The sequence below is a fragment of the Paenarthrobacter ilicis genome, assembly GCF_016907545.1.
Lineage (GTDB): Bacteria > Actinomycetota > Actinomycetes > Actinomycetales > Micrococcaceae > Arthrobacter > Arthrobacter ilicis.
This window is the reverse complement of sequence record NZ_JAFBCD010000001.1, coordinates 1,550,344-1,575,887: the sequence shown is the minus strand read 5'-3', so window position 1 is coordinate 1,575,887 and position 25,544 is coordinate 1,550,344. Positions and strand designations below refer to the sequence as shown.

General features: G+C 62.1%; 16 protein-coding genes and 3 rRNA genes. 4 read left to right on the top strand and 15 right to left on the bottom strand.

Features of this window, described 5'->3' with window-relative positions:
* The first annotated feature begins 3 nt into the window (after positions 1–3).
* Positions 4–1,014, top strand: coding sequence for a hypothetical protein (locus JOE60_RS18315; RefSeq protein ID WP_239528835.1), 1,011 nt, complete (start codon positions 4–6; stop codon positions 1,012–1,014).
* 377 nt (positions 1,015–1,391) lie between these two features.
* On the opposite strand, the gene rrf is transcribed toward JOE60_RS18315, so the two are convergent.
* From rrf to JOE60_RS07195, 6 genes are all read right to left on the bottom strand, one after another.
* A 5S ribosomal RNA gene (gene rrf / locus JOE60_RS07220) occupies positions 1,392–1,508 on the bottom strand.
* Positions 1,509–1,663: 155 nt separating this feature from the next.
* Positions 1,664–4,803 (bottom strand): 23S ribosomal RNA (locus tag JOE60_RS07215).
* Between the two features lie 517 nt (positions 4,804–5,320).
* A 16S ribosomal RNA gene (locus JOE60_RS07210) occupies positions 5,321–6,842 on the bottom strand.
* The 16S, 23S and 5S rRNA genes sit together here, the layout of an rRNA operon.
* 773 nt (positions 6,843–7,615) lie before the next feature.
* Positions 7,616–8,926, bottom strand: a complete 1,311-nt coding sequence (tyrS, locus tag JOE60_RS07205; RefSeq protein WP_167264934.1) for a tyrosine--tRNA ligase — start codon at positions 8,924–8,926, stop codon at positions 7,616–7,618.
* A gap of 37 nt (positions 8,927–8,963) precedes the next feature.
* Positions 8,964–11,192 carry a HelD family protein gene (locus JOE60_RS07200; RefSeq protein WP_167264933.1) on the bottom strand — a complete coding sequence of 743 codons (2,229 nt, stop codon included), beginning with the start codon at positions 11,190–11,192 and terminating at the stop codon, positions 8,964–8,966.
* A gap of 39 nt (positions 11,193–11,231) precedes the next feature.
* A complete protein-coding gene (locus tag JOE60_RS07195; protein WP_167264932.1) occupies positions 11,232–11,951 on the bottom strand; it encodes a DNA-3-methyladenine glycosylase in 720 nt (239 codons plus the stop codon).
* 81 nt (positions 11,952–12,032) lie between these two features.
* On the opposite strand from JOE60_RS07195, the gene JOE60_RS07190 reads away from it, so the two are divergent.
* On the top strand, positions 12,033–13,550 hold the full coding sequence (locus JOE60_RS07190) for an AlkA N-terminal domain-containing protein (RefSeq protein ID WP_167264931.1): 1,518 nt from the start codon (positions 12,033–12,035) through the stop codon (positions 13,548–13,550).
* A gap of 42 nt (positions 13,551–13,592) precedes the next feature.
* Here JOE60_RS07190 and JOE60_RS07185 read toward each other — a convergent pair whose 3' ends face one another.
* The 9 genes from JOE60_RS07185 to argC form a co-directional block, all read right to left on the bottom strand.
* Entirely contained in the window at positions 13,593–14,366 is a 774-nt protein-coding gene (locus JOE60_RS07185) for a maleylpyruvate isomerase family mycothiol-dependent enzyme (RefSeq protein WP_167264930.1), read from the bottom strand.
* Between the two features lie 93 nt (positions 14,367–14,459).
* The gene (argH, locus tag JOE60_RS07180) at positions 14,460–15,875 is read right to left on the bottom strand and encodes an argininosuccinate lyase (RefSeq protein WP_167264929.1); all 1,416 of its coding nucleotides are present in this window, start codon (positions 15,873–15,875) and stop codon (positions 14,460–14,462) included.
* Complete coding sequence (locus JOE60_RS07175; RefSeq protein ID WP_159734867.1) at positions 15,872–17,077, bottom strand: argininosuccinate synthase; 1,206 nt, start codon at positions 17,075–17,077, stop codon at positions 15,872–15,874. The genes argH and JOE60_RS07175 overlap by 4 nt, the downstream gene beginning before the upstream one ends.
* A 70-nt stretch (positions 17,078–17,147) precedes the next feature.
* A complete protein-coding gene (locus tag JOE60_RS07170; protein WP_167264928.1) occupies positions 17,148–17,684 on the bottom strand; it encodes an arginine repressor in 537 nt (178 codons plus the stop codon).
* Entirely contained in the window at positions 17,684–18,691 is a 1,008-nt protein-coding gene (gene argF / locus JOE60_RS07165; protein ID WP_167264927.1) for an ornithine carbamoyltransferase, read from the bottom strand. The genes JOE60_RS07170 and argF overlap by 1 nt, the downstream gene beginning before the upstream one ends.
* Positions 18,688–19,947 carry an acetylornithine transaminase gene (locus JOE60_RS07160; protein ID WP_167264926.1) on the bottom strand — a complete coding sequence of 420 codons (1,260 nt, stop codon included), beginning with the start codon at positions 19,945–19,947 and terminating at the stop codon, positions 18,688–18,690. The genes argF and JOE60_RS07160 overlap by 4 nt, the downstream gene beginning before the upstream one ends.
* Positions 19,944–20,924: an acetylglutamate kinase gene (gene argB, locus JOE60_RS07155; RefSeq protein ID WP_239528834.1), complete on the bottom strand. Its 981-nt coding sequence runs from the start codon at positions 20,922–20,924 to the stop codon at positions 19,944–19,946. The genes JOE60_RS07160 and argB overlap by 4 nt, the downstream gene beginning before the upstream one ends.
* 11 nt (positions 20,925–20,935) lie before the next feature.
* Positions 20,936–22,102, bottom strand: coding sequence for a bifunctional glutamate N-acetyltransferase/amino-acid acetyltransferase ArgJ (gene argJ / locus JOE60_RS07150; protein ID WP_167264925.1), 1,167 nt, complete (start codon positions 22,100–22,102; stop codon positions 20,936–20,938).
* Entirely contained in the window at positions 22,099–23,130 is a 1,032-nt protein-coding gene (gene argC / locus JOE60_RS07145; RefSeq protein WP_167264924.1) for an N-acetyl-gamma-glutamyl-phosphate reductase, read from the bottom strand. Before argC ends, argJ begins: the two co-directional genes overlap by 4 nt.
* A gap of 165 nt (positions 23,131–23,295) precedes the next feature.
* Between argC and JOE60_RS07140 the strand changes: the two genes are divergently transcribed.
* Together JOE60_RS07140 and JOE60_RS07135 are read left to right on the top strand one after the other, a co-directional pair.
* Entirely contained in the window at positions 23,296–24,384 is a 1,089-nt protein-coding gene (locus tag JOE60_RS07140; RefSeq protein WP_167264923.1) for a fatty acid desaturase family protein, read from the top strand.
* Positions 24,385–24,469: 85 nt separating this feature from the next.
* A complete protein-coding gene (locus JOE60_RS07135) occupies positions 24,470–25,435 on the top strand; it encodes a quinone oxidoreductase family protein (protein ID WP_167264922.1) in 966 nt (321 codons plus the stop codon).
* Positions 25,436–25,544 lie beyond the last annotated feature (109 nt).

The window sequence follows — 25,544 nt, the reverse complement described above, 5'->3', positions numbered from 1 at the left end:
GAGGTGCTTGGCTACCCAACCGGCACTCTGCTCCTCAAGCGTCTTGATCTGGTGGCCCGTGGCGCGGTCCAGCTCTTTACCCGTAACATCATCGTCGATCTCGGGCGAACGTTCGCGGTCAGGACGGTTGGAACTGCGGATGTCCTTGGCGTTCGGGACGCGCGCAGGGCGCTCTTCCCAGGAGTTGCCACGGTCGTTGTTGAAGGAGCGGCGGTCATCGCCGTCACGACGGGGACCATCGAAATTGCGGGGACCACGCTGCGGGCGGTCACCACGATCGTTCCGGTCACCGAACGGCTTACGGTCACCACGGTCGTTGTTGAACGGACGACGCTCACCATCACGAGCCGGACGATCATTCCGGTCGCCGAACGGCTTACGGTCACCACGGTCGTTGTTGAACGGACGACGCTCACCATCACGAGCCGGACGATCACCGAAGGAGCGGCGGTCATCGCCATCACGACGGGGACCATCGAAATTGCGGGGACCACGCTGCGGGCGGTCACCACGATCGTTCCGGTCGCCGAACGGCTTACGGTCACCACGGTCGTTGTTGAACGGACGACGCTCACCATCACGAGCCGGACGATCACCGAAGGAGCGGCGGTCATCGCCATCACGACGGGGACCATCGAAATTGCGGGGACCACGCTGCGGGCGGTCACCACGATCGTTCCGGTCACCGAACGGCTTGCGATCTCCGCGGTCGTTGTTGAACGGACGACGCTCACCATCACGAGCCGGACGATCACCGAAGGAGCGGCGGTCATCGCCATCACGACGGGGACCATCGAAATTGCGGGGACCGCGCTGCGGGCGGTCACCACGATCGTTCCGGTCGCCAAACGGCTTGCGATCTCCGCGGTCGTTGTTGAACGGACGACGCTCACCATCACGAGCCGGACGATCATTCCGGTCACCAAAAGGCTTACGGTCACCGCGGTCGTTGTTGAACGGACGACGCTCACCATCACGAGCCGGACGATCGCTGCCGCCGCGGCCCTCGTTTGAGCGGAACCCGCGTGAATCTCCGCTGGAGTTGTTGTTGGGACGGTACGAACCGCGATCATCGCGTCCCCCGCCGAAGTTGCCGCGATTACCGCCGCGGTTGCCGCCGTTGTGCTCAGCCATGGTGGATTCCTCCTGTTGCGAGCCGACCACTGGCGCGTGCGTAGTCGCTCATAACCCTTATTTCGTTGTCACGCCGCCACATGCTGAAAGCTCATGGCTCGTATATCTGATCCAATTCTATTCGACCCCATCACGGCCGCCGAACTGCAGCAATGAAATCGGGGCGTCCCGTGGCAAGTCTCACAGGCCGCTTGTTTTTGGTTGTTAAGTGCGGAAGGCCCCGAACCGGGTGGTTCGGGGCCTTCTCGTGAATGGTTGTCCGGCGGTGTCCTACTCTCCCACACCCTCCCGGGTGCAGTACCATCGGCGCTGTGGGTCTTAGCTTCCGGGTTCGGAATGGGACCGGGCGTTTCCCCCACGCTATGACCGCCGTAACTCTGTTACCCGTCCCGCCCCCGTGGTGGTGGGGGTGGGTGGGAAATCTTTGGTTACAACTGTGGTGCTTGGTTGTTATGTAGTTGTTTGTTGGTTCCTGGAACGGTTGTTGTTCGGGAACCACATAGTGGACGCGTGCAGTGTTTTTTTGTGTGTGGTGTAAGTTGTTGGCCTATTAGTACCGGTCAGCTTCACGAGTCTTTAGTCCTCGCTTCCACATCCGGCCTATCAACCCAGTGGTCTGGCTGGGGGCCTCTCACACAAATTGTGTATGGAAATCTCATCTTGAAGCGAGCTTCCCGCTTAGATGCTTTCAGCGGTTATCCCATCCGAACGTAGCTAATCAGCGATGCACTTGGCAGTACAACTGACACACCAGAGGTTCGTCCGTCCCGGTCCTCTCGTACTAAGGACAGCCCTTCTCAAATTTCCTGCGCGCGCAGCGGATAGGGACCGAACTGTCTCACGACGTTCTAAACCCAGCTCGCGTACCGCTTTAATGGGCGAACAGCCCAACCCTTGGGACCTACTCCAGCCCCAGGATGCGACGAGCCGACATCGAGGTGCCAAACCATGCCGTCGATATGGACTCTTGGGCAAGATCAGCCTGTTATCCCCGAGGTACCTTTTATCCGTTGAGCGACGGCCATTCCACAATGTACCGCCGGATCACTAGTCCCGACTTTCGTCCCTGCTTGAGATGTCTCTCTCACAGTCAAGCTCCCTTGTGCACTTACACTCGACACCTGATTGCCAACCAGGCTGAGGGAACCTTTGGGCGCCTCCGTTACTTTTTAGGAGGCAACCGCCCCAGTTAAACTACCCATCAGGCACTGTCCCTGACCCGGATCACGGGCCGAAGTTAGATGTCCAAAGTGACCAGAGTGGTATTTCAACGATGACTCCACCCGAACTGGCGTCCGGGTTTCAACGTCTCCCACCTATCCTACACAAGCCACTCCGAACACCAATACCAAACTATAGTAAAGGTCTCGGGGTCTTTCCGTCCTGCTGCGCGTAACGAGCATCTTTACTCGTACTGCAATTTCGCCGAGTTTATGGTTGAGACAGCGGGGAAGTCGTTACTCCATTCGTGCAGGTCGGAACTTACCCGACAAGGAATTTCGCTACCTTAGGATGGTTATAGTTACCACCGCCGTTTACTGGGGCTTAAATTCTCAGCTTCGCCCGTAAGGGCTAACCGGTCCTCTTAACCTTCCAGCACCGGGCAGGAGTCAGTCCGTATACATCGTCTTGCGACTTCGCACGGACCTGTGTTTTTAGTAAACAGTCGCTTCCCCCTGGTCTCTGCGGCCCACACCCGCTCCACAGAGCAAGTCTGTATCACGGGGCAGGCCCCCCTTCTCCCGAAGTTACGGGGGCATTTTGCCGAGTTCCTTAACCATAATTCTCTCGATCGCCTTGGTATTCTCTACCTGATCACCTGTGTCGGTTTGGGGTACGGGCAGCTAGAACCTCGCGTCGATGCTTTTCTCGGCAGCATAGGATCACCGGATCCCCCCTTACGGGAGTCCCATCAGATCTCAGGATCGTGCTCGAAGCACACAGGAACGGATTTGCCTATCCCTGACCCTACATCCTTAGACCGGGGCAACCATCGCCCGGCCCGGCTACCTTCCTGCGTCACACCTGTTAATACGCTTACCTCCCGGGATCAGGTCCCGCGCTCGGCCAAAACCCACACACCACAAGGGTGCTAGGGCAGGCTCCGGGCGGTTAGTATCCCCCGCTTGGCATGGGCGGTTCTTCGCCGGTACGGGAATATCAACCCGTTGTCCATCGACTACGCCTGTCGGCCTCGCCTTAGGTCCCGACTTACCCAGGGCAGATTAGCTTGACCCTGGAACCCTTGATCATTCGGCGGACGGGTTTCTCACCCGTCTTTCGCTACTCATGCCTGCATTCTCACTCGTGTAGGCTCCACCGCTGGTTTCCACCGCGACTTCACTGCCCACACGACGCTCCCCTACCACTCCACACCCCTGAACCACGAAGGCTAGGGTACTGTGTGAAATCCACAACTTCGGCGGTGTACTTGAGCCCCGCTACATTGTCGGCGCGGAATCACTTGACCAGTGAGCTATTACGCACTCTTTCAAGGATGGCTGCTTCTAAGCCAACCTCCTGGTTGTCTTCGCAACTCCACATCCTTTCCCACTTAGCACACGCTTAGGGGCCTTAGTTGGTGGTCTGGGCTGTTTCCCTCTCGACTATGAAGCTTATCCCCCACAGTCTCACTGCTGCGCTCTGACTTACCGGCATTCGGAGTTTGGCTGACGTCAGTAACCTTGTAGGGCCCATCGGCCATCCAGTAGCTCTACCTCCGGCAAGAAACACGCAACGCTGCACCTAAATGCATTTCGGGGAGAACCAGCTATCACGGAGTTTGATTGGCCTTTCACCCCTACCCACAGCTCATCCCCTCCATTTTCAACTGAAGTGGGTTCGGTCCTCCACGACGTCTTACCGTCGCTTCAACCTGGCCATGGGTAGATCACTCCGCTTCGGGTCTAGATCACGCCACTACACTCGCCCTATTCAGACTCGCTTTCGCTACGGCTACCCCACACGGGTTAACCTCGCGACGTAACACTAACTCGCAGGCTCATTCTTCAAAAGGCACGCCGTCACAGTAACCAAGACTGCTCCGACGGATTGTAAGCACACGGTTTCAGGTACTGTTTCACTCCCCTCCCGGGGTACTTTTCACCTTTCCCTCACGGTACTGGTCCGCTATCGGTCATTAGGAAGTATTTAGGCTTATCAGGTGGTCCTGACAGATTCGCACGGGATTTCTCGGGCCCCGTGCTACTTGGGATACTCTCCAGGCTGCACACAACATTACGGTTACGGGGCTCACACCCTCTCTGGCCGGCCTTTCAAGACCGTTCACCTATGCACGCACATCACCTCACTGGTCCGGCAGAACCAGAACGGAAAGTCCCACAACCCCGCCCATGCAACGCCCGCCGGCTATCACACATGAAACGGTTTAGCCTGATCCGCGTTCGCTCGCCACTACTAACGGAATCACTATTGTTTTCTCTTCCTGCGGGTACTGAGATGTTTCACTTCCCCGCGTTCCCCCCACGCACCCTATGTGTTCAGATGCGGGTCACACAATCACCTTGCAGCGTTGTGCGGGGTTTCCCCATTCGGACATCCTGGGATCAACGCTCGGTTATCAACTCCCCCAGGCTTATCGCAGATTCCTACGTCCTTCTTCGGCTCCTAATGCCAAGGCATCCACCGTGTGCCCTTAAAAACTTGACCACACAAAGATCAAAAACATACTCGAGAGAACCACGAGCCACTTGGGCCCAGGGTTCATTCATAAGAAATTGCTGTATAAGAACACCCACACCACAGGCATGTGTGTTCTTAGATGCTCGCGTCCACTATGTAGTTCTCAAACAACAACCCCATCAACCAGACCACCCCCACACACACGTGCAAGAACAGAACCAGAAGCAGGAAACACAGAAACAACCGTCCCATGCATTGCTGCACAAGGTCCTGTTGCCTCAGAACCCCAACAGTGCGCCAAACACAACCCCCACACACCACACCCCGGAACGCTTTCCCAACAACACCACACCCCCCACAAAGGAAGACGCACGTTGCCGTACTCACACCAGGACACAGCACAGAAGACCATGCCAAAAAAATGATTCGTTGATATTCCACCCATGAGCACCCACCGCAGAACAGACGCCTGCGCAATGGGCAACACTGACAACCACCACCACACCCATACAGGCACAGCAACCAGTTGCTAGCAGCTCCTTAGAAAGGAGGTGATCCAGCCGCACCTTCCGGTACGGCTACCTTGTTACGACTTAGTCCCAATCGCCGGTCCCACCTTCGACGGCTCCCCCCACAAGGGTTAGGCCACCGGCTTCGGGTGTTACCAACTTTCGTGACTTGACGGGCGGTGTGTACAAGGCCCGGGAACGTATTCACCGCAGCGTTGCTGATCTGCGATTACTAGCGACTCCGACTTCATGGGGTCGAGTTGCAGACCCCAATCCGAACTGAGACCGGCTTTTTGGGATTAGCTCCACCTCACAGTATCGCAACCCTTTGTACCGGCCATTGTAGCATGCGTGAAGCCCAAGACATAAGGGGCATGATGATTTGACGTCGTCCCCACCTTCCTCCGAGTTGACCCCGGCAGTCTCCTATGAGTCCCCGGCCGAACCGCTGGCAACATAGAACGAGGGTTGCGCTCGTTGCGGGACTTAACCCAACATCTCACGACACGAGCTGACGACAACCATGCACCACCTGTAAACCGACCGCAAGCGGGGCACCTGTTTCCAGGTATTACCGGTTCATGTCAAGCCTTGGTAAGGTTCTTCGCGTTGCATCGAATTAATCCGCATGCTCCGCCGCTTGTGCGGGCCCCCGTCAATTCCTTTGAGTTTTAGCCTTGCGGCCGTACTCCCCAGGCGGGGCACTTAATGCGTTAGCTACGGCGCGGAAAACGTGGAATGTCCCCCACACCTAGTGCCCAACGTTTACGGCATGGACTACCAGGGTATCTAATCCTGTTCGCTCCCCATGCTTTCGCTCCTCAGCGTCAGTTACAGCCCAGAGACCTGCCTTCGCCATCGGTGTTCCTCCTGATATCTGCGCATTTCACCGCTACACCAGGAATTCCAGTCTCCCCTACTGCACTCTAGTCTGCCCGTACCCACTGCAGAACCGGAGTTGAGCCCCGGTCTTTCACAGCAGACGCGACAAACCGCCTACGAGCTCTTTACGCCCAATAATTCCGGATAACGCTTGCGCCCTACGTATTACCGCGGCTGCTGGCACGTAGTTAGCCGGCGCTTCTTCTGCAGGTACCGTCACCTTACGGCTTCTTCCCTACTGAAAGAGGTTTACAACCCGAAGGCCGTCATCCCTCACGCGGCGTCGCTGCATCAGGCTTGCGCCCATTGTGCAATATTCCCCACTGCTGCCTCCCGTAGGAGTCTGGGCCGTGTCTCAGTCCCAGTGTGGCCGGTCACCCTCTCAGGCCGGCTACCCGTCGTCGCCTTGGTAGGCCATTACCCCACCAACAAGCTGATAGGCCGCGAGTCCATCCAAAACCACAAAAGCTTTCCACCACCATGACATGCGCCAGATGGTCGTATCCGGTATTAGACCCAGTTTCCCAGGCTTATCCCAGAGTCAAGGGCAGGTTACTCACGTGTTACTCACCCGTTCGCCACTAATCCCCCAGCAAGCTGGGATCATCGTTCGACTTGCATGTGTTAAGCACGCCGCCAGCGTTCATCCTGAGCCAGGATCAAACTCTCCGTTGAAAAATAACAGACACAACCACACCCACCGGAAATAACGGCAAAACGCGGCTGCACAAAATTCGAAACCAGCTGAAAACCAGACCACCACACACGGGGGTGCGCAATGATCCAGCCATAATTTCAACCAATCAATAAAACAATCGGTATCAACAAACTTGGCACACTATTGAGTTCTCAAACAACAGACACTAACCGGCACCACCCACACCCAACAGGGTCCAAGATCGCTCCGGAGCAACTTTTCAAACTTACCCGAACCAGCCGCACAAAGCAAACCAGAACCCGGGCCCCCACACCACCCAGCAGCACACAAAAGCACCACCGAAACCGGCAATTTGAAAGGGAGTCTGTCACCATTTCCCCGCAACAGCGGCGGCAACTCGAATAACTTTACACGCGCACCAGCCACCCACCAAATCCACCCCAACACCACCCAAAAACCCCGCAAACACAAGCCAAACACCACCACCCACCCACCAAAACACCCCCAAAACCCCACAACCACCACCCGTGAACCCCATCACACCACCCAACCCACCGCCGTCGAACACCGACAGGACGTGAGAGAGCAACCCCCGAAACCCCGCGGGACGTGAGAGAGCAACCCCCGAAACCCGGCAGGACGTGAGAGAGCAACCCCAGAAACCCCGCGGGACGTGAGAGAGCAACCCCCGAAACCCCGACAGGACGTGAGAGAGGGACGCAAAGGGGGTGGGGTCAAACGCAGAAAGGCCGGCAACCGTAACGGTTGCCGGCCCTTCCTTCAGCAAAATTCAGGCTGAGACCTTAATGGTGGCCAGGTTCTTCTTGCCGCGACGGAGCAGCAGGTACTTCCCGTGCAGAAGATCGTCCTGGGCAATCACGGCGTCGGGATCGGTGACCTTGGCGTTGTTCACGTAGGCGCCGCCTTCGCCGACAGTCCGCCTGGCAGCGGATTTGCTGTCCGAAAGGCCGGAAGCAACCAGAAGATCGATGATTCCAAGACCGTCGGAGCCAACGGTGGCGGAGGGCAGCTCGGACGTTGCGGCTTCCAGTGTGCGTTCATCCAGCACGGAAAGATCGCCATTGCCGAACAACGCAGCCGATGCCGCTATGACTTTCTCGGTCGCTTCCTCACCGTGCACCAGCGATGTCACTTCGAAGGCGAGCCTCTTTTGGCCTTCGCGGGCGAACGGGCGCTCGGCAACGGACTGTCCGATTTCCTCGATCTCAGCACGCGAAAGGAAGGTGAAGACCTTCAAACGATCAACCACGTCAGCGTCGGCGGTGTTCAGCCAGAACTGGTAGAAGGCGTACGGGCTGCACATCTCCGGGTCCAGCCAAATGGCGTTGCCCTCGCTCTTGCCGAACTTGGTTCCGTCGGAGTTGGTGATCAGCGGAGTACCCAACGCGTGAACGCTCTTGCCCTCAACCTTCCGGATCAGCTCGGTGCCGCTGGTGAGGTTGCCCCACTGGTCCGATCCCCCGGTCTGCAGGGCACAGCCGTAGTCGCGGAACAGCTGCAGGTAATCCATGCCCTGGAGGATCTGGTAGCTGAATTCCGTGTAGCTGATGCCCTCGTCGGAGTTCAAGCGCGAGGCCACTGCGTCCTTGCGGAGCATGGTGCCCACACGGAAATGCTTACCGATCTCACGCAGGAAATCGATGGCGCTGAGCGGAGCGGTCCAATCAAGGTTGTTGACCATCCGGGCAGGGTTGCCACCCTCAAAGCTGAGGAAGCGCCGCACCTGTCCCTGAAGGTAGCCGACCCACTCGGCGACGGTGTCCTTGGTGTTCAAGGTGCGTTCCGCCGTCGGACGTGGATCACCGATCAGGCCCGTGGAGCCGCCCACCAGACCCAGCGGGTGGTGGCCGGCAAGTTGCAGGCGCCGCATCACCAGCAACTGGACCAGGTTGCCCAAGTGCAGCGACGGAGCCGTCGGATCGAAGCCACAGTAATACGTGATCGGGTCCCCGGCGAGCAGTTTTTCCAGTTCCGTTTCATCAGTGGAAACGTGAACCAGACCGCGCCATTTGAGCTCCTGCCAGACGTTGGCAAAGGCGGGATCGTTGTGTTGGGACTCGAGGTTGTTTACGTGTGACACGAGATCTAAGTTAGCAGGATTGCAGCCCGGGAATTTCCTAACGCTCAATACCGGCCGGAACCGGCGCCGCCGCAATCAGCCGGAGGCGTTGCGTGGCACGGGTCATGGCCACGTAGAGATCGCCCACCTTGCCGTGCTCGTGGTTCAGCATGTCTGCCGGCTCGAGCACCACCACACCGTCGAATTCCAAGCCCTTGGCTTCCTTCGGGCTGATCACCACAATGTCCTGCTCGTAACTTCCGGCACCGCTGCCAATACGTTTGCCGTAGATTTCCCGAAGGGCAGCCGTGGCCTGGGGAAGCAAGGCGCCATCGGCAATTACTGCCAGCAGGCCGCCGTCGAGCGCGTCCACTTCCTCCGGCAGCACCTCAACCAGACGACGCACAATGCCGCCCTCCTCAACACGGTCCACCACCGGCGACCATTTGCCTTCACGGACCGCCTTGGGCGCGGACACCACCAGGCCGGCCCGGTTGGCCATGCGCACGGCAGCCTCAGCGATCTGTGACGGCGTGCGGTAATTGACCGTCAGTTCCTCAAGGGTCCAGCGGTCACCGAACGACGGCGCCAGGGCACTTTGCCACGAATTCGCACCGGCCGCGGCACTGGTTTGAGCGATGTCGCCCACGATGGTGAAGGACTTCAGGGGGCAACGCCGCACCAGAAGCCGCCACTGCATGGGCGAAAGTTCCTGGGCCTCGTCCACCACGATGTGCCCGAAAGCCCACGAGCGATCACTGGTGGCACGCTCTGCCGCACTCAGGCGGGCCTCGCGTTCCTGGTTTTGGTCCGCCAACTCCTCGGCCGTCATGAGGACGTCGACGCCCATCGATTCCATATTGGCCAAGGTCTGCTTGGCGTTGGCGACGTCGCGGGCGCGATCCGCTTCCTGCTGGGCCAGTCCCCTGCCCGCTGCGGCGTCAAGCTCGCCCAGCAACTCGGCAGCCTCGTCCAGGAGCGGCACGTCGGCTTCGGTCCACGGGGCATCCACAGGGCGCTGCAGGAGCGCGCGCTGATCCGGGGTGAGGTGCGGCGTGCACGCCTCCAGGATGGCCGGCTTGCTGAAGAGCTCCGAAATGAGCTTTTCAGGGGTCATGGGCATCCAGCACAGGTTGAGCGCAATACGGACATCCCTGGCGGAACGGACGTCTTCCGCCAGATAGGCGCGATCGGCGTTGTTGCCGATATTGGCTTCCTCCACCATGTCCGTCAACTGCTCCGTGAGCTCCCGGAGAAGGATCTTGACGAATGTCAGCCGTGCCTCATTGTGAGGCTTCCCCGTTGCCCGGGCCTTTTCACGTGCACGGCGCACCTGACGGACCGTCAACGTCAGCTTCCTCGAGTCAACTTCCAGCACACGGTCCTCGGCGGGAGTACGTTGGCGGTTGGCTACGGCGTTGGCCACCACCTTGGCCATGTCCAGCTTGCCCTTGAGCGCCGCAACATCGGCGTTGTCCTCAGGGATCGCATGGATGCCCGGCATCAGGCGTCCCAGGCTGGCCATGACCACACCTGTTTCACCCAGAGACGGCAACACGCGTTCGATGTAGTGCATGAACGAGGACGAAGGACCCACCAAAAGGACGCCGGCGCTCTTGAGCCGTTCCCTGTGCGTATACAGCAGGTAGGCAGCGCGGTGCAGGGCGACTGCCGTCTTGCCGGTACCTGGACCACCCTGAACCACCAGTGCCCCGGAAATCGAGGAACGGATGATCCTGTCCTGCTCCGACTGGATGGTTCCCACGATGTCGGACATGCGGCCCGTGCGCTTGGAGTTCAGCGCTGCCAGAAGAGCGCCCTCGCCCTGGAGGGATTCGTCATCGGCCAGGAGACCGGCGTCCAGGACGTCGTCCTCGATCGCCTTGACGTCACGGCCCTGCAGGATCAGGTGGCGACGGCGGCGCACACCTTGACGGTCGAACGCGGTGGCCTGGTAGAAGTGGCCTGCTTCCGGGGCGCGCCAATCGACCATGAGCCTCTGGAGGTCAGCCGTGGACAGGCCAATGCGGCCAATGTACTGGGCTTCCCCTGAGTCGAGATCCAGGCGGCCGAACACCAAGCGGTCGTCGACGGCGTCGAGTTGGGCGAGGCGGTCTTCGTACAGTGCCGCGAACGCGTCACGTTCGGAAACGTTCTGCATGGTTCCGACCGCACCGGACTTGCGCACCTGGGCCAACTGGGCGCGCTTCTCTGCGCGCAGCTCATCCAGCCGGGCATACAGCCCCGCCACATATTCCTGCTCGTGGACCAAATCAGCGTCGTGCATCGAACCATTACCCCTATCGCAAAAGACAGACCTACCATTCTACAGCGATTTTGGTGAACTGGTGGGGTGGGGGTCATCTGCCGGGAAGGCTTGGACGGCGGGATCGCGTTTCCGTGGTTTTGCTGCTTTGTACCGGGAGACGGTCGGGTCATCTTCAACCCAGAATCTCCAGGGATAGTCCGTGCTGCCGCCGGGGCCGGCTACCCCCACCCGCGGGCCGCTTGCTACAGCGGGCGCGGGCCGCTGGGGCAACCACAAACTGAAGGGTTCTGCGAGCGCGTCACGGCCGGTGTCCGCCGTCGTGAGCCCCAACGCGGAAGCGAGCTTGGCCGGACCGCTTGCCAGGTCCTTGCTGGTTTTCGCAGCCGGCCTCCGCAGTGCCGCGAGTCCTTCGCCCTCCAGAATTTTGCCCGCACGCAGAAGGAGGGCCGATGCCGAACCTGCGGGGCCGCAAACGATGTTGGCGCAGTAATGCATCCCGTAGGTGAAGTACACGTAGAGGTATCCCGGCGGTCCGAACATGGGCGCATTGCGCGGCGTAGGGCCGCCGTAGGTGTGCGAACCCGGATCCGGCGTGACGGAGTCGCGGGGTCCCATGTACGCCTCAACCTCTGTGAGCCGCACCGACACCGTGCCTGCTGCAGAATGGTGGGTCAACACAGCACCAAGGAAAGCAGGGCCCAGGATCCTCGGATCGCCGGACAGGTACTCACGGATTTCCCCGGGTTCCCGGATGTAGTCCCCTTCGATCAGATCCATGACCCCGACCCTAACAAAAGCCCTGACGGCGATGTCCGATTTCCGCTAGAAGCGCCTCTGTCCTGCTGCAAGGATAGGGAGATGGACTTTTTGCAGCGGTACCGGGCGATCGATGCGCGCGACACCCGCTTTGACGGGCAGTTCTTCACGGCCGTGAGTTCAACAGGGATTTACTGCCGGCCGTCATGTCCGGCGCGGACCCCGAAAGCTGCGAATGTCACCTTTTACGAGACCTCGGCGGCTGCCCACGAAGCAGGGTACCGGGCGTGCAAGCGGTGTTTGCCAGAGGCGGTCCCAGGGACGCCGGCCTGGAACATCCGGTCCGATGTGGCCGGGCGTGCCATGAGGCTCATCAACGACGGAGTCATTAACCGGGAGGGCGTGGCGGGACTTGCGCAACGGCTGGGATATTCCGTCCGGCAGATCAACCGCATCCTGACGCAGGAGGTGGGAGCCAGTCCCCTGTCATTGGCACGGGCCGGGAGGGCGCAGACGGCCAGGACACTCCTGGTATCCACCAATATGCTCCTGGCCGACGTCGCGTTCGCGGCGGGCTTCAACAGCGTCCGGCAATTCAACGAAACCATTGGCGGGGTATTTGCCATGACGCCCAGCGCGGTGCGCGCCACGGCAGCGCGACGAAGCGGGGATGCGGACCACCGGGGCGGGCAACCTGCAACCCTGACGTTGAGCCTGCCATACCGCGAGCCTTTCGACCCGGGAATCTTCGACTTCCTTACCGTCCGGGCGGTACCCGGTATCGAGGCCGGCACCGCCGGCGCAGACGGATCGCGGAGCTACGCCCGCACACTTCGCCTCCCGAGCGGCGACTCGGTCTTCGCTGTGACGTACACGCCGGGAGCGGCAGGCAAGCCACTGCTGTTGAAGGCGACCATGACCGATCTTCAGGATCTTCCCGCACTCTTGAGCCGCGTCCGGCGACTGCTCGACCTCGACGCCGATCCCCAGGCAATCGATGCCGCGCTTGGAGCTGACCCCCGGCTCAGTGACAGCGTTGCCGCCCTCCCCGGGATGCGGTTGCCCGGCGCCATGGACCCCCAGGAATTGCTGATCCGCGCAATGATCGGCCAGCAGATCACCGTGGCAGCAGCTCGAACGGCCCTGACGCAGCTCTCTGCGGCCGGTTCCGCGTCGGAAGTCGATGGAGATCTGCGGCGCCGCTTCCCGACGCCGGCAGAAATTGCCTCCAACGGGGGCGGGCTGCTTCGCGGCCCGCGGCGAAGGATCGAATCCATTCTCTCCGCGGCCGAAGCCATGGCCACAGGCGCCCTGGACTTTGGCTACGGCGACGACGTCAGGCACCTCGAGGAGAAACTACTGCCCCTGCCCGGAGTGGGGCCCTGGACGGTGGGGTACGTTGCCATGCGCGTCCTGGGTGCGCCGGATGTCTACCTGGCCAACGATGCCGCTGTCCGGAACGGGCTGAAAGAACTCCCCTCCGGCATGGAGCTGAATTCCGATTTCCGGGAAGTCAGCCCATGGCGCTCCTATGCCACCATGCACCTGTGGCGTGCGGCCACCCGCCGCCAAAGGCAGCGGGATGTGAGAGAGAAACCCGCAGGAAGCAGCGGGATGTGAGAGAGGAACCTGCAGGAAGCATCGGGATGTGAGAGAGGGACGTTAGCGGGTGGTGGTGGGTTGGTTCGTGGTGGTGGGTTGGTTCGTGGTGGGTTGTGCGGCGGGCCAGGGCAGGAGCGCGGGGAGCTCCACGCCGTCGGCAGCTGCGGTGGCCCGGAGGCTGCCCAGGCTGGGTTCGCGTCCCGCGAGCCAGGCAGCAATGTCGGTAAGCATGCCCGTGATGGCGATGGATGTTCCCCCGGTCCCCACGGTCATCTGGGGAAGACCTGTCGGCTGCAGAACAAGCTTGTACGGCCCGGGAACCCGCGCCGCAAGGAACGAGATCAGGTGCTCACAGAAAGGGCGGCTCCATGTCTCGGCTCCAAAACCCACATCCAGGTCCGAGCCATGGATGGTGAGCTCGCGCCAGAGTGCCAGCCCGCCGTCGAACACCGTACCGTCGCGGTAGGCGATGGGAGCCTGCCAGTCGCCACCGGACACTTCGTCCACTGCGGCGAGGGCCCTGGCGACCGCAGCGCCCAGGTCTTCGCGGTGCTCGGCGAGGCTGTGCCCGGCGGCCAGTTCGATTGCCTTGGTACGGCCTTCCATGCCGCCGTCGTAGAGTTCCACCGTTTCGCCACGCCTCGCGTACTCGAGCTGGCGGGCCATGGCATGGGAGATTCCTTCGATGTGGGCGAGGACGTGACCGCGGGTCCAGCCGGGCAGCGTTGACTGGTCCTTGACGGTGGTTTCGTCCAGTTTGGCCAGGAGGCGTGTGAGAGTGCCGGCGGCTTTGTGAAGCTCTGCGGGCAGCGTCCCAGGGGTGATCTGAGTCATATCGCCATGCTAACGCACGGCTGGGACCCGCAACCGTGGCTTAAAGCACTGCGGGACGGCACGTGTGTGCCGTCCCGCAGTTGCCCGAGGAACTCAGCCGGCGTAGTGACGCGCCGACTCAAGTTCCGCTTCGAGCGCTGCCATTTGGCGTTCGACGGCGGCCGGTGCGGTGCCGCCCTGCGAATTGCGGCTGTTCAGCGAACCTTCGGTGCTGAGTACACTCCGGACCGCTGGAGTCAGGTGCTCCGAGATAGCTGCGTACTCTTCGTCGGTCAGATCCCACAGCTCCACGCCACGGCTTTCGGCCTGCTTGACGGCAGCGCCGGAAAGCTCGTGGGCTTCGCGGAAGGGAACGCCTTGGCGGACAAGCCACTCGGCAATGTCCGTTGCCAACGCGAAGCCCTGCGGCGCCAACGACTCCATGCGTTCCGTGTTGAACGTCAGCGTGGCGATCATCCCTGACACGGCCGGAAGAAGGACTTCCAGGGTGTCTGCTGCGTCGAAGACCGGCTCCTTGTCTTCCTGAAGGTCCCGGTTATATGCAAGCGGGAGGCCCTTCAGGGTTGCCAGGAGGCCGGTGAGGTTGCCGATGAGGCGGCCGGCCTTGCCGCGGGCAAGCTCGGCAACGTCCGGGTTCTTCTTCTGCGGCATGATGGATGACCCTGTGGAGTAGGAGTCATGGAGGGTCACGAAGGAGAACTCCTTGGTGGCCCAGAAGATGACTTCCTCGGAGATCCGGGACAGGTCCACGCCGATCATGGAGCAAACCCAGGCGAACTCGGCGAAAACATCGCGCGAGGCGGTGCCGTCGATCGAGTTGTGCACGGCCGAGTAGAAGCCAAGATCCGCAGCAACGGCCTCAGGATCAAGGCCCAGCGATGAACCCGCCAGCGCACCCGAACCATACGGCGAAACACCGGCGCGCTTGTCCCAGTCCTGGAGCCTCTGCACATCGCGGAGCAAGGCCCACGCGTGTGCCAGCAAGTGATGGCTCAGAAGGACCGGCTGGGCGTGCTGCAAGTGGGTGCGCCCTGGCATGGCAACGCCGTGATGGGCCTTTGCCTGGTCCAGGAGGGCATCAACGGTTGCCAGGACACCCTTGGCAATGATGCGCGCGTGGTCCCGCAGGAACATGCGCCCCAGGGTTGCCACTTGGTCGTTCCGTGAACGGCCGGCGCGGAGCTTTCCACCCAGTTGGGTTCCAGCCCGCTCGATCAGCCCACGTTCCAAGGAGCCGTGGACGTCCTCGTCGCTCTCTGCAGGCAGGTAGGCGCCACTGGCGACGTCCTCGTCCAATTGCGTGAGGGCGGCGAGCATGCCTTCCAACTCAGCATCGTCAAGCAGCCCGGCTTTGGCCAGCACGCGTGCGTGCGCCATGGAACCGGCGATGTCGTAGCGGGCCAGGCGCCAGTCAAAGTGCGTCGACTTACTGAGCGCGGCCAGCGCGTCTGCGGGGCCGCCGGCGAACCGGCCGCCCCACAGAGCGCCTTCGTTTGTATCGCTGGTCATTCGCCGGCAACCCGCAGGTCGCGACCGGAAGCAACCTTGGACGACATGCCCCACAGCTCGATGAAGCCGCGTGCCATGGACTGGTCGAAAGTATCGCCGGTGTCGTAGGTGGCGAGATCGAAGTCGTAGAGCGAAGTCTCGGAGCGGCGGCCGTTGACGATCGCCTGGCCACCATGGAGAACCATGCGGATGTCGCCGGACACGTACTGCTGGGTGTCCTCGATGAAGGCGTCCAGGGAGCGCTTCAGCGGGGAGAACCACTGGCCGTCGTACACCAGTTCGGACCAGCGCTGGCCAACGGTTGCCTTGAAACGGGCCTGCTCGCGCTCGATGGTGATGTCTTCGAGGTGCTTGTGTGCGGTGATCAGCGCCATGGCGCCCGGAGCTTCGTAGATCTCGCGGGACTTGATGCCCACCAGGCGGTCTTCAACGACGTCGATGCGGCCAACACCCTGCGCGCCTGCACGGCGGTTCAGTTCCTGGATGGCCTGCAGCGGGGTGACCTTGACGCCGTCGATTGCTACCGGCACGCCGGCCTGGAAGGAAATGGTGACCTCGTCCGGCGCCGGCGGGAATTCCGGGGTGGCGGTGTAGTCGTAGATGTCCTTGGTGGGAGCGTTCCAGATGTCCTCGAGGTAACCGGTTTCGACGGCGCGTCCCCAGACGTTCTGGTCGATCGAGTACGGGTTCTTCTTGGTGGTCTCGATCGGCAGACCCTTTTCCTCGGCGAAGGCAATGGCCTTGTCGCGGGTCAGGGCGAGGTCACGGACGGGTGCGATGCACTTCAGGTCCGGACCAAGGGTCTGGATGCCGACCTCGAAGCGAACCTGGTCGTTGCCCTTGCCGGTGCAGCCATGGGCAACGGTGGTGGCACCGAATTCGCGGGCAGCCTTGACCAGGTGCTTGACGATCACCGGACGCGAGATCGCGGAAACCAAGGGGTAGTGGCCCTGGTAGAGGGCGTTGGCCTTCAGGGTGGGCATGGCGTATTCGTTGGCGAATTCATCGCGGGCGTCAGCCACGTAAGCCTCGACCGCGCCGCAACCGAGTGCGCGCTGGCGGATGGTCTCCAGGGACTCGCCGCCCTGTCCGACGTCGACGGCCACAGCGATGACCTCGGCGCCGGTGGCTTCACCGATCCAGCCGATGGCTACGGACGTATCAAGGCCACCGGAGTAGGCCAGAACAATGCGCTCAGTCACGAGAGTGCTCCTTAGTTGTTGCTTGGTTCATTTCGAATCAATGCTGTCTGTCAAAATTTTTGTAAAGCGTTCAGTTACCGGGGCCGGCTTCCTCGGCCATGCGCAGGAACCGCGCTGCCAATTCCGCTCCGCCATCAGGATCCCGGGCGACCAGCAGCAATGTGTCGTCGCCTGCGATCGTACCCAATACCGAGGGCATCACGGAGTGGTCCACGGCAAGTGCCAGGAAGTTGGCAGCACCTGGCGGGGTCCTCAGCACCGCGATGTTGCCCGACGCCTCCGCGGTGACCAGGAGTTCACCGCACAACCGGGTGAGCCTGGCATCGAGGATTTCCTGGGTCACGCCGCTCTTGGCGTTGCGGTCTCCACCTTCGCCGGGGACCGCATAAACCAACGCGCCGTCCTTGCCACGGACCCTGACTGCGCCGAGTTCCACGAGATCGCGGGACAGCGTCGCTTGGGTGACCATGACGCCGTCGTCCGCCAGCAGGGCCGCAAGCTCTGCCTGGGAACGCACGGACTCACCGGTCAGGATCGCGGTGATGCGGGCCTGGCGGGCAGTCTTGGTGGCCGGGCTGGCGCCCGGCACGGACGGGTTGGTGGACACTAGAAGGTGCTCTCGCCGGTTCCCTCGACGGGCGAAAGCCCCTCCACGAATGCCAGACCGGAGCGGTGCATCAACCAGGCCATAAGTGCCTTCTGGGCGTGCAGGCGGTTCTCGGCCTCGTCCCAGACGATCGACTGCGGCCCGTCAATGACACCGGCGGAAATTTCGTAGCCACGGTACGCAGGGAGGCAGTGAAGCACCACGGCATCAGGAGCAGCCTGTGCCATCGCTGCCTCATCCACGGAGTACTCGCGGAACAACTGCATCCGCGCTTCCTTCTCGGACTCCTGGCCCATGGACACCCACGTATCCGTCGCCACCACGTCGGCACCCTTGAGTGCTTCGCCGGCATCGGCCGTGACCAGCACAGACCCACCCGTCTCCGCGGCACGTTCTTCAGCAGCAGCCACGATGTGGGCGGCAGGAAGGTAACCCTCCGGACCCGAGATGCGGACATGCATGCCGGCAGTGACACCGGCCAGCAGGTAGGAGTTGGCCATGTTGTTGGCCGAGTCCCCCAGGTAAGCCATGGTCAGTCCCGCCAGTTCGCCCTTGTGCTCCTTCACCGTGAGGAGGTCGGCAAGGAGTTGGCAGGGATGGTAATCGTCGCACAAGGCGTTGATCACGGGGACCTTGGAGTTCTCCGCCATGGCCACCAGGCCCGAGTGCGCACCTGTCCTCCACACAATGGTGGACACCATGCGTTCCAGGACCTTCGCGGTGTCCTCCACGGATTCCTTGTGGCCGATCTGCGCCTCACCGGGATTGATGATCAGGGCGTTGCCGCCCATGTCCGCGATGCCCGTGGCGAACGAGACGCGTGTCCTCGTGGAGGTCTTATCGAAAATCACGGCCACAGTTTTGCGGCCGTTGCCCTCGGCAGCGAAGGGCTGCACGCTGTACGGCGAGGCCTTCATCCGGGCGGCGAGCGCCAGGACTTCGGCCTGTTCAGCAGGGCTCAGGTCCGTGTCCTTCAGGAAGTGACGGGTGGTGGTGGAGGTGGTCACTGTGCATCCTTAGCGGTATTGGCGGTAGCCGTGGCGATCAAGGCGGGAAGGGCGCCCAGGAAGCGGTCTGCCTGGTCATGGGTCAGAATCAGCGGCGGAGCCAGGCGGATGGTCCGCGGCCCCGGGCTGTTAATGATGAAACCGGCGTCCAAAGCGGCGGACACCATGGCGGGGGCAAGATCGGCGTCAACGTCGAAACCGATCAGAAGGCCCTCGCCACGGACCTCCGTGACGTGATCGACGGCGGCAATCCCCTGGCGCAGGTACTCCCCCACGGCCTGGACGTTCTGGAGCACGCCCTGGCTTTCGATCGCGTGCAGCGTGGCCAGTGCAGCGGCTGTCGCCACCGGGTTTCCGCCGAAGGTGGTGCCGTGCTGTCCAGCGGTGAGCAGGGCCGACGTCGTGCTGCCGAAAGTGATCAGCGCCCCCACGGGGAAGCCGCCACCGAGTCCCTTGGCCAGCGTGACAGCGTCGGGAACGATGCCCGCATCCTCGGTGGCCAACCACTTGCCGGTACGGCCAATACCGGTCTGGACCTCGTCAAGAATCAACAGCGCACCGGCAGCTGTGGTCACCTCGCGGGCCGCCTGCAGGTATTCGGCGCTGAGCGGCCGCACGCCTGCCTCGCCCTGGATCGGTTCCAGGAACACTGCCGCTGTGGAATCGTCGACGGCGGACCGGAGGGCTTCGATGTCACCGAAAGGAATGTGGACCACACCACCGGGCAGTGGTTCGAACGGCGCACGGTAAGCCTGTTTGGCGGTGAGCGCCAAGGCCCCCATGGTGCGGCCGTGGAAGGCCCCTTCCAGCGCGATGATTTTGGTGCGCTTGCCATCACCGTTGTTGCGGCGCGCCAGCTTGAAAGCGGCCTCGTTGGCTTCCGTGCCGGAGTTGGCGAAGAACACCTTGGAACCGGAGGGGGCATTGGAGATGGCCAGCAGTTTCTCGGCGAGCGCGATCTGCGTGGGGCTGGTGAAAAAGTTGGAGACGTGCCCCAGGGTGGCCAGCTGGCTGGAGATCACCGAGGTGACGAACGGGTGGGCATGGCCCAGCGCGTTAACGGCAATGCCGCCCAGCAGATCCAGGTATTCCTTGCCGTCGGCGTCCCACACGAGGCAGCCGGCGCCGCGAACCAACACCCGCTGCGGCGTGCCGAAGACACCCATGAGCGAGGACGAGTAACGGGCAAGCCAGTCAGCACCCGAACTCTGGGTGACCAGTGCGGTTGCGGCGTTGTTGCTTAGTTCGGTGCTCATGCGTTCACTTCCTCGTCGGGGACAACCTGGGTTCCGATGCCCGCCGTCGTAAAGGTTTCCAGCAGCATGGAGTGGGCCAGGCGGCCGTCCACGATGTGGGCGCGTTCCACGCCCTCGTCGATGGCTTTGAGGCATGCCGCCATCTTGGGGATCATGCCTGATTGGAGCTTGGGCAGCATGGTCCGCAGCTCGTTGGCAGTCAGTGAGGAAATCAGCGACGACTTGTCCGGCCAGTTGGCGTACAAGCCCTCGACGTCGGTGAGGATGACGAGCTTGCTGGCGCCCAAGGCTGATGCGACCGCAGCCGCTGCGGTGTCCGCGTTGACGTTGAGGACCTGGCCCGTGGTGGGACCGGACCCTGTGCCGTCGTCGAGGATCTCCGGGGCCACGGTTGAGATCACGGGGATGCGACCGGCGTCGAGGATGTCCGTAATGCCTGCGGGGTCCACGCCCACGACCTCGCCCACCAGGCCGAGGTCCACGTCCTCGCCATCCACCACGGTTCCGGTGCGGACGGCGCGCAGGAGGCCACCGTCTTCCCCGGACATTCCCACAGCGTAGGGACCGTGCGAATTGATGAGGCCCACCAGTTCGCGGCCCACCTGGCCCGTGAGCACCATGCGGACCACGTCCATGGCCTCAGGGGTGGTGACGCGGAGGCCACCCTTGAATTCGGACTCGATGCCGAGCCTGCCCAGCATCGCGTTGATTTGCGGTCCACCGCCGTGCACCACCACGGGGTGGATGCCCACGTGGTGAAGGAACACGATGTCCTCGGCAAAAGCGCGCCGGAGGTCATCGTTGACCATGGCGTTGCCGCCGTACTTGATCACCATGGTGGTTCCGGCGAAACGTTGGATCCAGGGAAGGGCCTCTATCAGCGTGCCGGCCTTGTCCTGGGCTGTCTCCGCGGAGACATGGGCCGTTTCGACGGAGACCCGGCCGCCAGCGGCGGTGTCGGTGGTGTTCGCAGTCATTGTGGGTCCGCTCAGCTTGAGTAGGCGCTGTTCTCGTGCACGTAATCGTGCGTGAGATCGTTGGTCCAGATGGTGGCTTCGGCGTCGCCTGCCTGCAGGTCGATTTCCACCAGCACTTCGCGTGGTTCCAGGTCCACCAGGTTGCGGTCGTCACCGATGGCACCGTTCCGGCAGATCTGCACACCGTTCATGGCGACGTTGAGCTGGTCCGCTTCGAACACGGCATCCGTGGTTCCCACGGCTGAGAGCACGCGGCCCCAGTTGGGATCCTTGCCGAAGATGGCAGCTTTGAAGAGGTTGGAGCGGGCCACGCTGCGGCTGACGATTTCGGCATCGCGTTCGCTGGCGGCGTTGAAGGTGCGGATGGCGATGTCGTGGCTGGCGCCCTCGGCATCGCCAATGAGCTTGCGGGCCAGTTCGGCGCAAACGCGTGTGACGGCCTCGCCCAATTGTTGGGTGGACGGCAGAGCCTCCGAGGCGCCCGATGCCATCAGCACCACGGTGTCGTTGGTGGACATGCAACCGTCCGAGTCTGCCCGGTCAAAGGTGACGCGGGTGGCGTCACGGAGAACCACGTCCAACTCATTGGCGGGAACTTCGGCGTCGGTGGTCAGGACCACCAGCATGGTGGCCAGGCCTGGGGCCAGCATGCCGGCCCCTTTGGCGATGCCGCCTACCGTGAACTGCTTGCCTTCGGCATCGGTTCCGGTGAAGACGGCTTCCTTGGACACGCTGTCCGTGGTCATGATCGCGGTTGCCGCTGCGGAGCCGCCGTCGGCTGAAAGCTGTTTGAAGGCGGCGTCAACGCCCGGAAGGATTTTGTCCATGGGCAGCTGTTCGCCGATGAGCCCGGTGGAACACACCACGACGTCGGACGCGGAGACTCCCAGCACTTCGGCAACTTTCTCGGCCGTTGCGTGGGTGTTTTGGAAGCCCTGCGGGCCCGTGCACGCGTTGGCTCCGCCGGAGTTCAGGACGATCGCATCCACCCGCCCGTCGCTGACCACCTGGCGGGACCAGTGGACGGGGGCAGCAGCCACGCGGTTGGAGGTAAACACCGCAGCGGCGGCTTTGGAGGGGCCGTCGTTGACCACCAAGGCCATGTCCGGGTTGCCTGATGCCTTGATGCCGGCTTTGATTCCGGCGGCGCGGAATCCTTGGGGTGCGGTAATGGTCACGGTGCTACTCCCTGCAGGTTCAGGCCGGCGGTTTCGTCCAGGCCAAGGGCAATGTTCATGGACTGCACGGCTCCGCCGGCAGTTCCTTTGGTGAGGTTGTCGATCACGCTGGTGATCACCACGCGTCCGGTGTGCTGGTCGAACGCCAACTGCATCACCGCGTGGTTGGAGCCCTGCACCGACTTGGTGGTGGGCCACTGCCCCTCGGGGAGGAGGTGCACGAACGGCTCGTCGTCGTACGCGTCGGCCCAGGCCTGCCGGAGGTCTGCTTCCGTGACGCCTGCTTTGACCTTGGCAGTTGCCGTGGTGAGGATTCCCCGGCTCATCGGCGCCAGCGTGGGTGTGAAGGACACCGTCACGGGCTCTCCGGCGGCGTTGGAGAGACCTTGCTCGATTTCCGGGGTATGCCGGTGTCCACCGCCCACACCATAGGGGCTCATGGAGCCCATGACCTCGGAGCCGATCAGGTTGACCTTCGCGGCTTTGCCCGCGCCGGAGGTTCCGGAGGCAGAAACAATCACGACGTCGTCAGCGTGGAGGAGCTTGTTGGCGAACCCGGGCGTCAAGGCCAGCAGGGCCGACGTCGGGTAGCACCCGGGTACGGCGATGCGGGTGGCACCCTTGAGGATTTCGCGCTGGCCGGGCAGTTCCGGGAGCCCGTAGGGCCACGTACCGGCGTGGGCCGAGCCGTAGAACTTCTCCCATGCGGCGGGATCCTGCAGGCGGTGGTCCGCGCCGGCGTCGATGACCACTGTGCCCTCGGGGAGCTGGGCTGCAATCTCCGCCGAGGCACCGTGCGGGAGGGCCAGGAACACGACATCGTGGCCTGACAGGTTGTCCACCGTGGTGTCCTCAAGAATCCTGCTTGCCAAACCATGGAGATGCGGCTGCAACTCCCCTAGCCTGGAACCGGCGTTGCTGTGCGCGGTGATCGCGCCGATGGTGACGTTCGGGTGGTTTGCGAGCAGCCGCAGCACTTCTCCCCCGGCGTAGCCACTGGCTCCGGATACGGCAACAGAAATAGTCATGGCTTTACTATACAGCAATAATATTCATGCAAGCCGATATTTATGCATGCACTGGTGATGTCATCCATATTCGGGGTATGGCACGTATACTTAGTAAAGGGTGATCCAGACCGTGCAGTCCGAACGTCGGCTGCAGCGTTGCCCGTTAGCGATACGGGACACACCATGTCACCCACGCCCACCGCTGAACGCGCCACAGTCCGCGCCATCAGACCGAATCCCGTTGTCCAAAGCTATTCCGAGCTCCTCAAGTGCGTAAAAGCTGCTGGACTCCTTGAACGCCGGAGCGGCTTCTATATCTGGGTCTTCGTGGCCTTGGCGCTCCTCATGGCAGGCACATGGCTCGGCTTCGCCTTGATTGGACAATCCTGGTACCAACTCCTGATCGCCGCAGCCGTGGGCATTCTCTGTACACAGCTGAGCTTCCTGGCCCACGAGGCCGGGCACAAGCAGATCTTCGCCTCGCGCCGCTGCAACGATTGGTCAGCCAGGCTCCTGGCCACCGGCGTCGCCGGCATCAGCTACTCCTGGTGGGAACAGAAACACGGCGCCCACCACAACAACCCCAACGTCATCTCCAAGGACCCGGACATCAAGAACAATGCCCTGGTGTTCTACGAAGAGGCGGCTGCAGAGCGCAAGGGCCGCCTGGCGTTCCTGACCAGGAAACAGGGCTGGTTTTTCTTCCCGCTGCTGACGCTCCTGGGCCTGAGCCTGCAGTTTGATTCGCTTCGCTTTGTTTTCGGCAAGCAGAAGGTGCATCACCGGTGGGTCGAGACGCCCATTCTCTTGGTACGGCTTGCTGCCCTTCCAGTACTCGCCTTCACTTTCCTTCCCCTCGGCATGGCATTCGCCTTCCTTGGGGTGCAGATTGTGGTCTACGGGTTCTACATGGGCGCCTCCTTTGCACCCAACCACAAGGGCATGCCCGTCCTCCCCAAGGACAGCCGCGTGGACTTCCTCAACCGGCAGATCCGCACCTCGCGCAACATCTCCGGGGGTATCTTCATGGACTTCCTCCTGGGTGGACTCAACCGCCAGGTTGAGCACCACTTGTTCCCGGATATGGCCCGGCCCCACTTGCATAAGGCCACCAAGATCGTGCGCGGATTCTGCGCCAAGCACTCGATTCCGTACACGGAAACAACACTGATGCAGTCCTACGGGATCGTGGTCAGCTACCTCAACGAGGTGGGCTTGGCAGCAGGCCGCGGCTTCGAATGCCCTGTCGCGTCGACTCACGGACGCCGCTGAACGTTCTACACGGGAGCCTCCAACGTCCCTAGGATAGGTTCTGGAACCGGGCGCCGGAAGGACCGCCCCGGAGTGAGGAGCCAGCATGACCAACGCAATAGTTGCCCGGCAGCCAGGCGGACCCGAGGTCCTGGAGTACTCATCGGTGGAGCCGCCGCAGCCTGGGCCCGGCCAATTGCTCATCAAGGTTGCCGCCGCGGGCGTCAACTTCATCGAGACCTACCAGCGAAGCGGCATCTATGCCGTCGATTACCCCTTCACCCCCGGCGCCGAAGCGGCGGGAACCATCGAAGCCATCGGTGAAGGCGTTGAAGAATTTTCCGTAGGGGATCGCGTTGCCACGGCCGAAGGCGTCCGGACCTACGCGGAGTACGCCGTGGTGGACTCCGCCAAGGCACTTCCCGTACCCGCCGGCGTCGACGACAAAACCGCCGCTGCACTTCCGCTGCAAGGCATCACTGCGCACTACCTGATGAATTCATCGTTCCGCGTGGAGCCCGGGCACACTGTGTTGCTGCACGCCGGAGCCGGCGGTGTGGGTCTGTTGCTGACGCAACTGCTCAAGGCCCGGGGTGCCCGTGTGATCACCACGGTGTCCTCGGACGAAAAGGCGGCCCTGTCCACCCAGGCCGGCGCCGATGAGGTGCTCCGCTATGAGGGCTTCGCGGACAAGGTACGTGAACTGACGGACGGCGACGGCGTCAACGTGGTGTACGACGGCGTTGGCAAGGACACGTTCGACGATTCCCTCAGAAGCCTGCGGATCAGGGGATCACTGGTTCTCTTCGGAGCCGCTTCAGGTCCCGTGCCGCCGTTTGATCCACAGCGACTGAACGCGGCCGGATCGCTGTCCCTGACCAGGCCCACCATGGCCCACTTCGTTCAGAACTCCCACGAGCGCAGGTGGCGGTCAGCTGAGATCTTTGATGCTGCCGCCAAGGGAACCCTCTCGGTCCGGGTCGGAGCAACGTATCCGCTTGCGGAAGCGGCACAGGCACACCGTGACCTGGAAGGACGCCGCACCACCGGCAAAGTCCTTCTGGTTCCCTAGATGAAAACGCCCGGACCGCACCACAAGATGTCCAGCACACAAACGGCCCCGCAACACCATGTGACGGACACGCACAATCCGACACCTTTTGTTCACCTTTCTCCGGAAA

Bases quoted from the DNA above. Each gene is read 5' to 3' on its own strand.
- JOE60_RS07135 (WP_167264922.1), top strand. From the start codon at position 24,470: ATGACCAACGCAATAGTTGCCCGGCAGCCAGGCGGACCCGAGGTCCTG.
- JOE60_RS07195 (WP_167264932.1), bottom strand. From the start codon at position 11,951: ATGGATCTGATCGAAGGGGACTACATCCGGGAACCCGGGGAAATCCGT.
- argC (WP_167264924.1), bottom strand. From the start codon at position 23,130: ATGACTATTTCTGTTGCCGTATCCGGAGCCAGTGGCTACGCCGGGGGA.
- JOE60_RS07160 (WP_167264926.1), bottom strand. From the start codon at position 19,947: ATGAGCACCGAACTAAGCAACAACGCCGCAACCGCACTGGTCACCCAG.
- JOE60_RS07185 (WP_167264930.1), bottom strand. From the start codon at position 14,366: ATGACTCAGATCACCCCTGGGACGCTGCCCGCAGAGCTTCACAAAGCC.
- argH (WP_167264929.1), bottom strand. From the start codon at position 15,875: ATGACCAGCGATACAAACGAAGGCGCTCTGTGGGGCGGCCGGTTCGCC.
- JOE60_RS07190 (WP_167264931.1), top strand. From the start codon at position 12,033: ATGGACTTTTTGCAGCGGTACCGGGCGATCGATGCGCGCGACACCCGC.
- argB (WP_239528834.1), bottom strand. From the start codon at position 20,924: ATGACTGCGAACACCACCGACACCGCCGCTGGCGGCCGGGTCTCCGTC.
- JOE60_RS07200 (WP_167264933.1), bottom strand. From the start codon at position 11,192: ATGCACGACGCTGATTTGGTCCACGAGCAGGAATATGTGGCGGGGCTG.
- JOE60_RS07140 (WP_167264923.1), top strand. From the start codon at position 23,296: ATGTCACCCACGCCCACCGCTGAACGCGCCACAGTCCGCGCCATCAGA.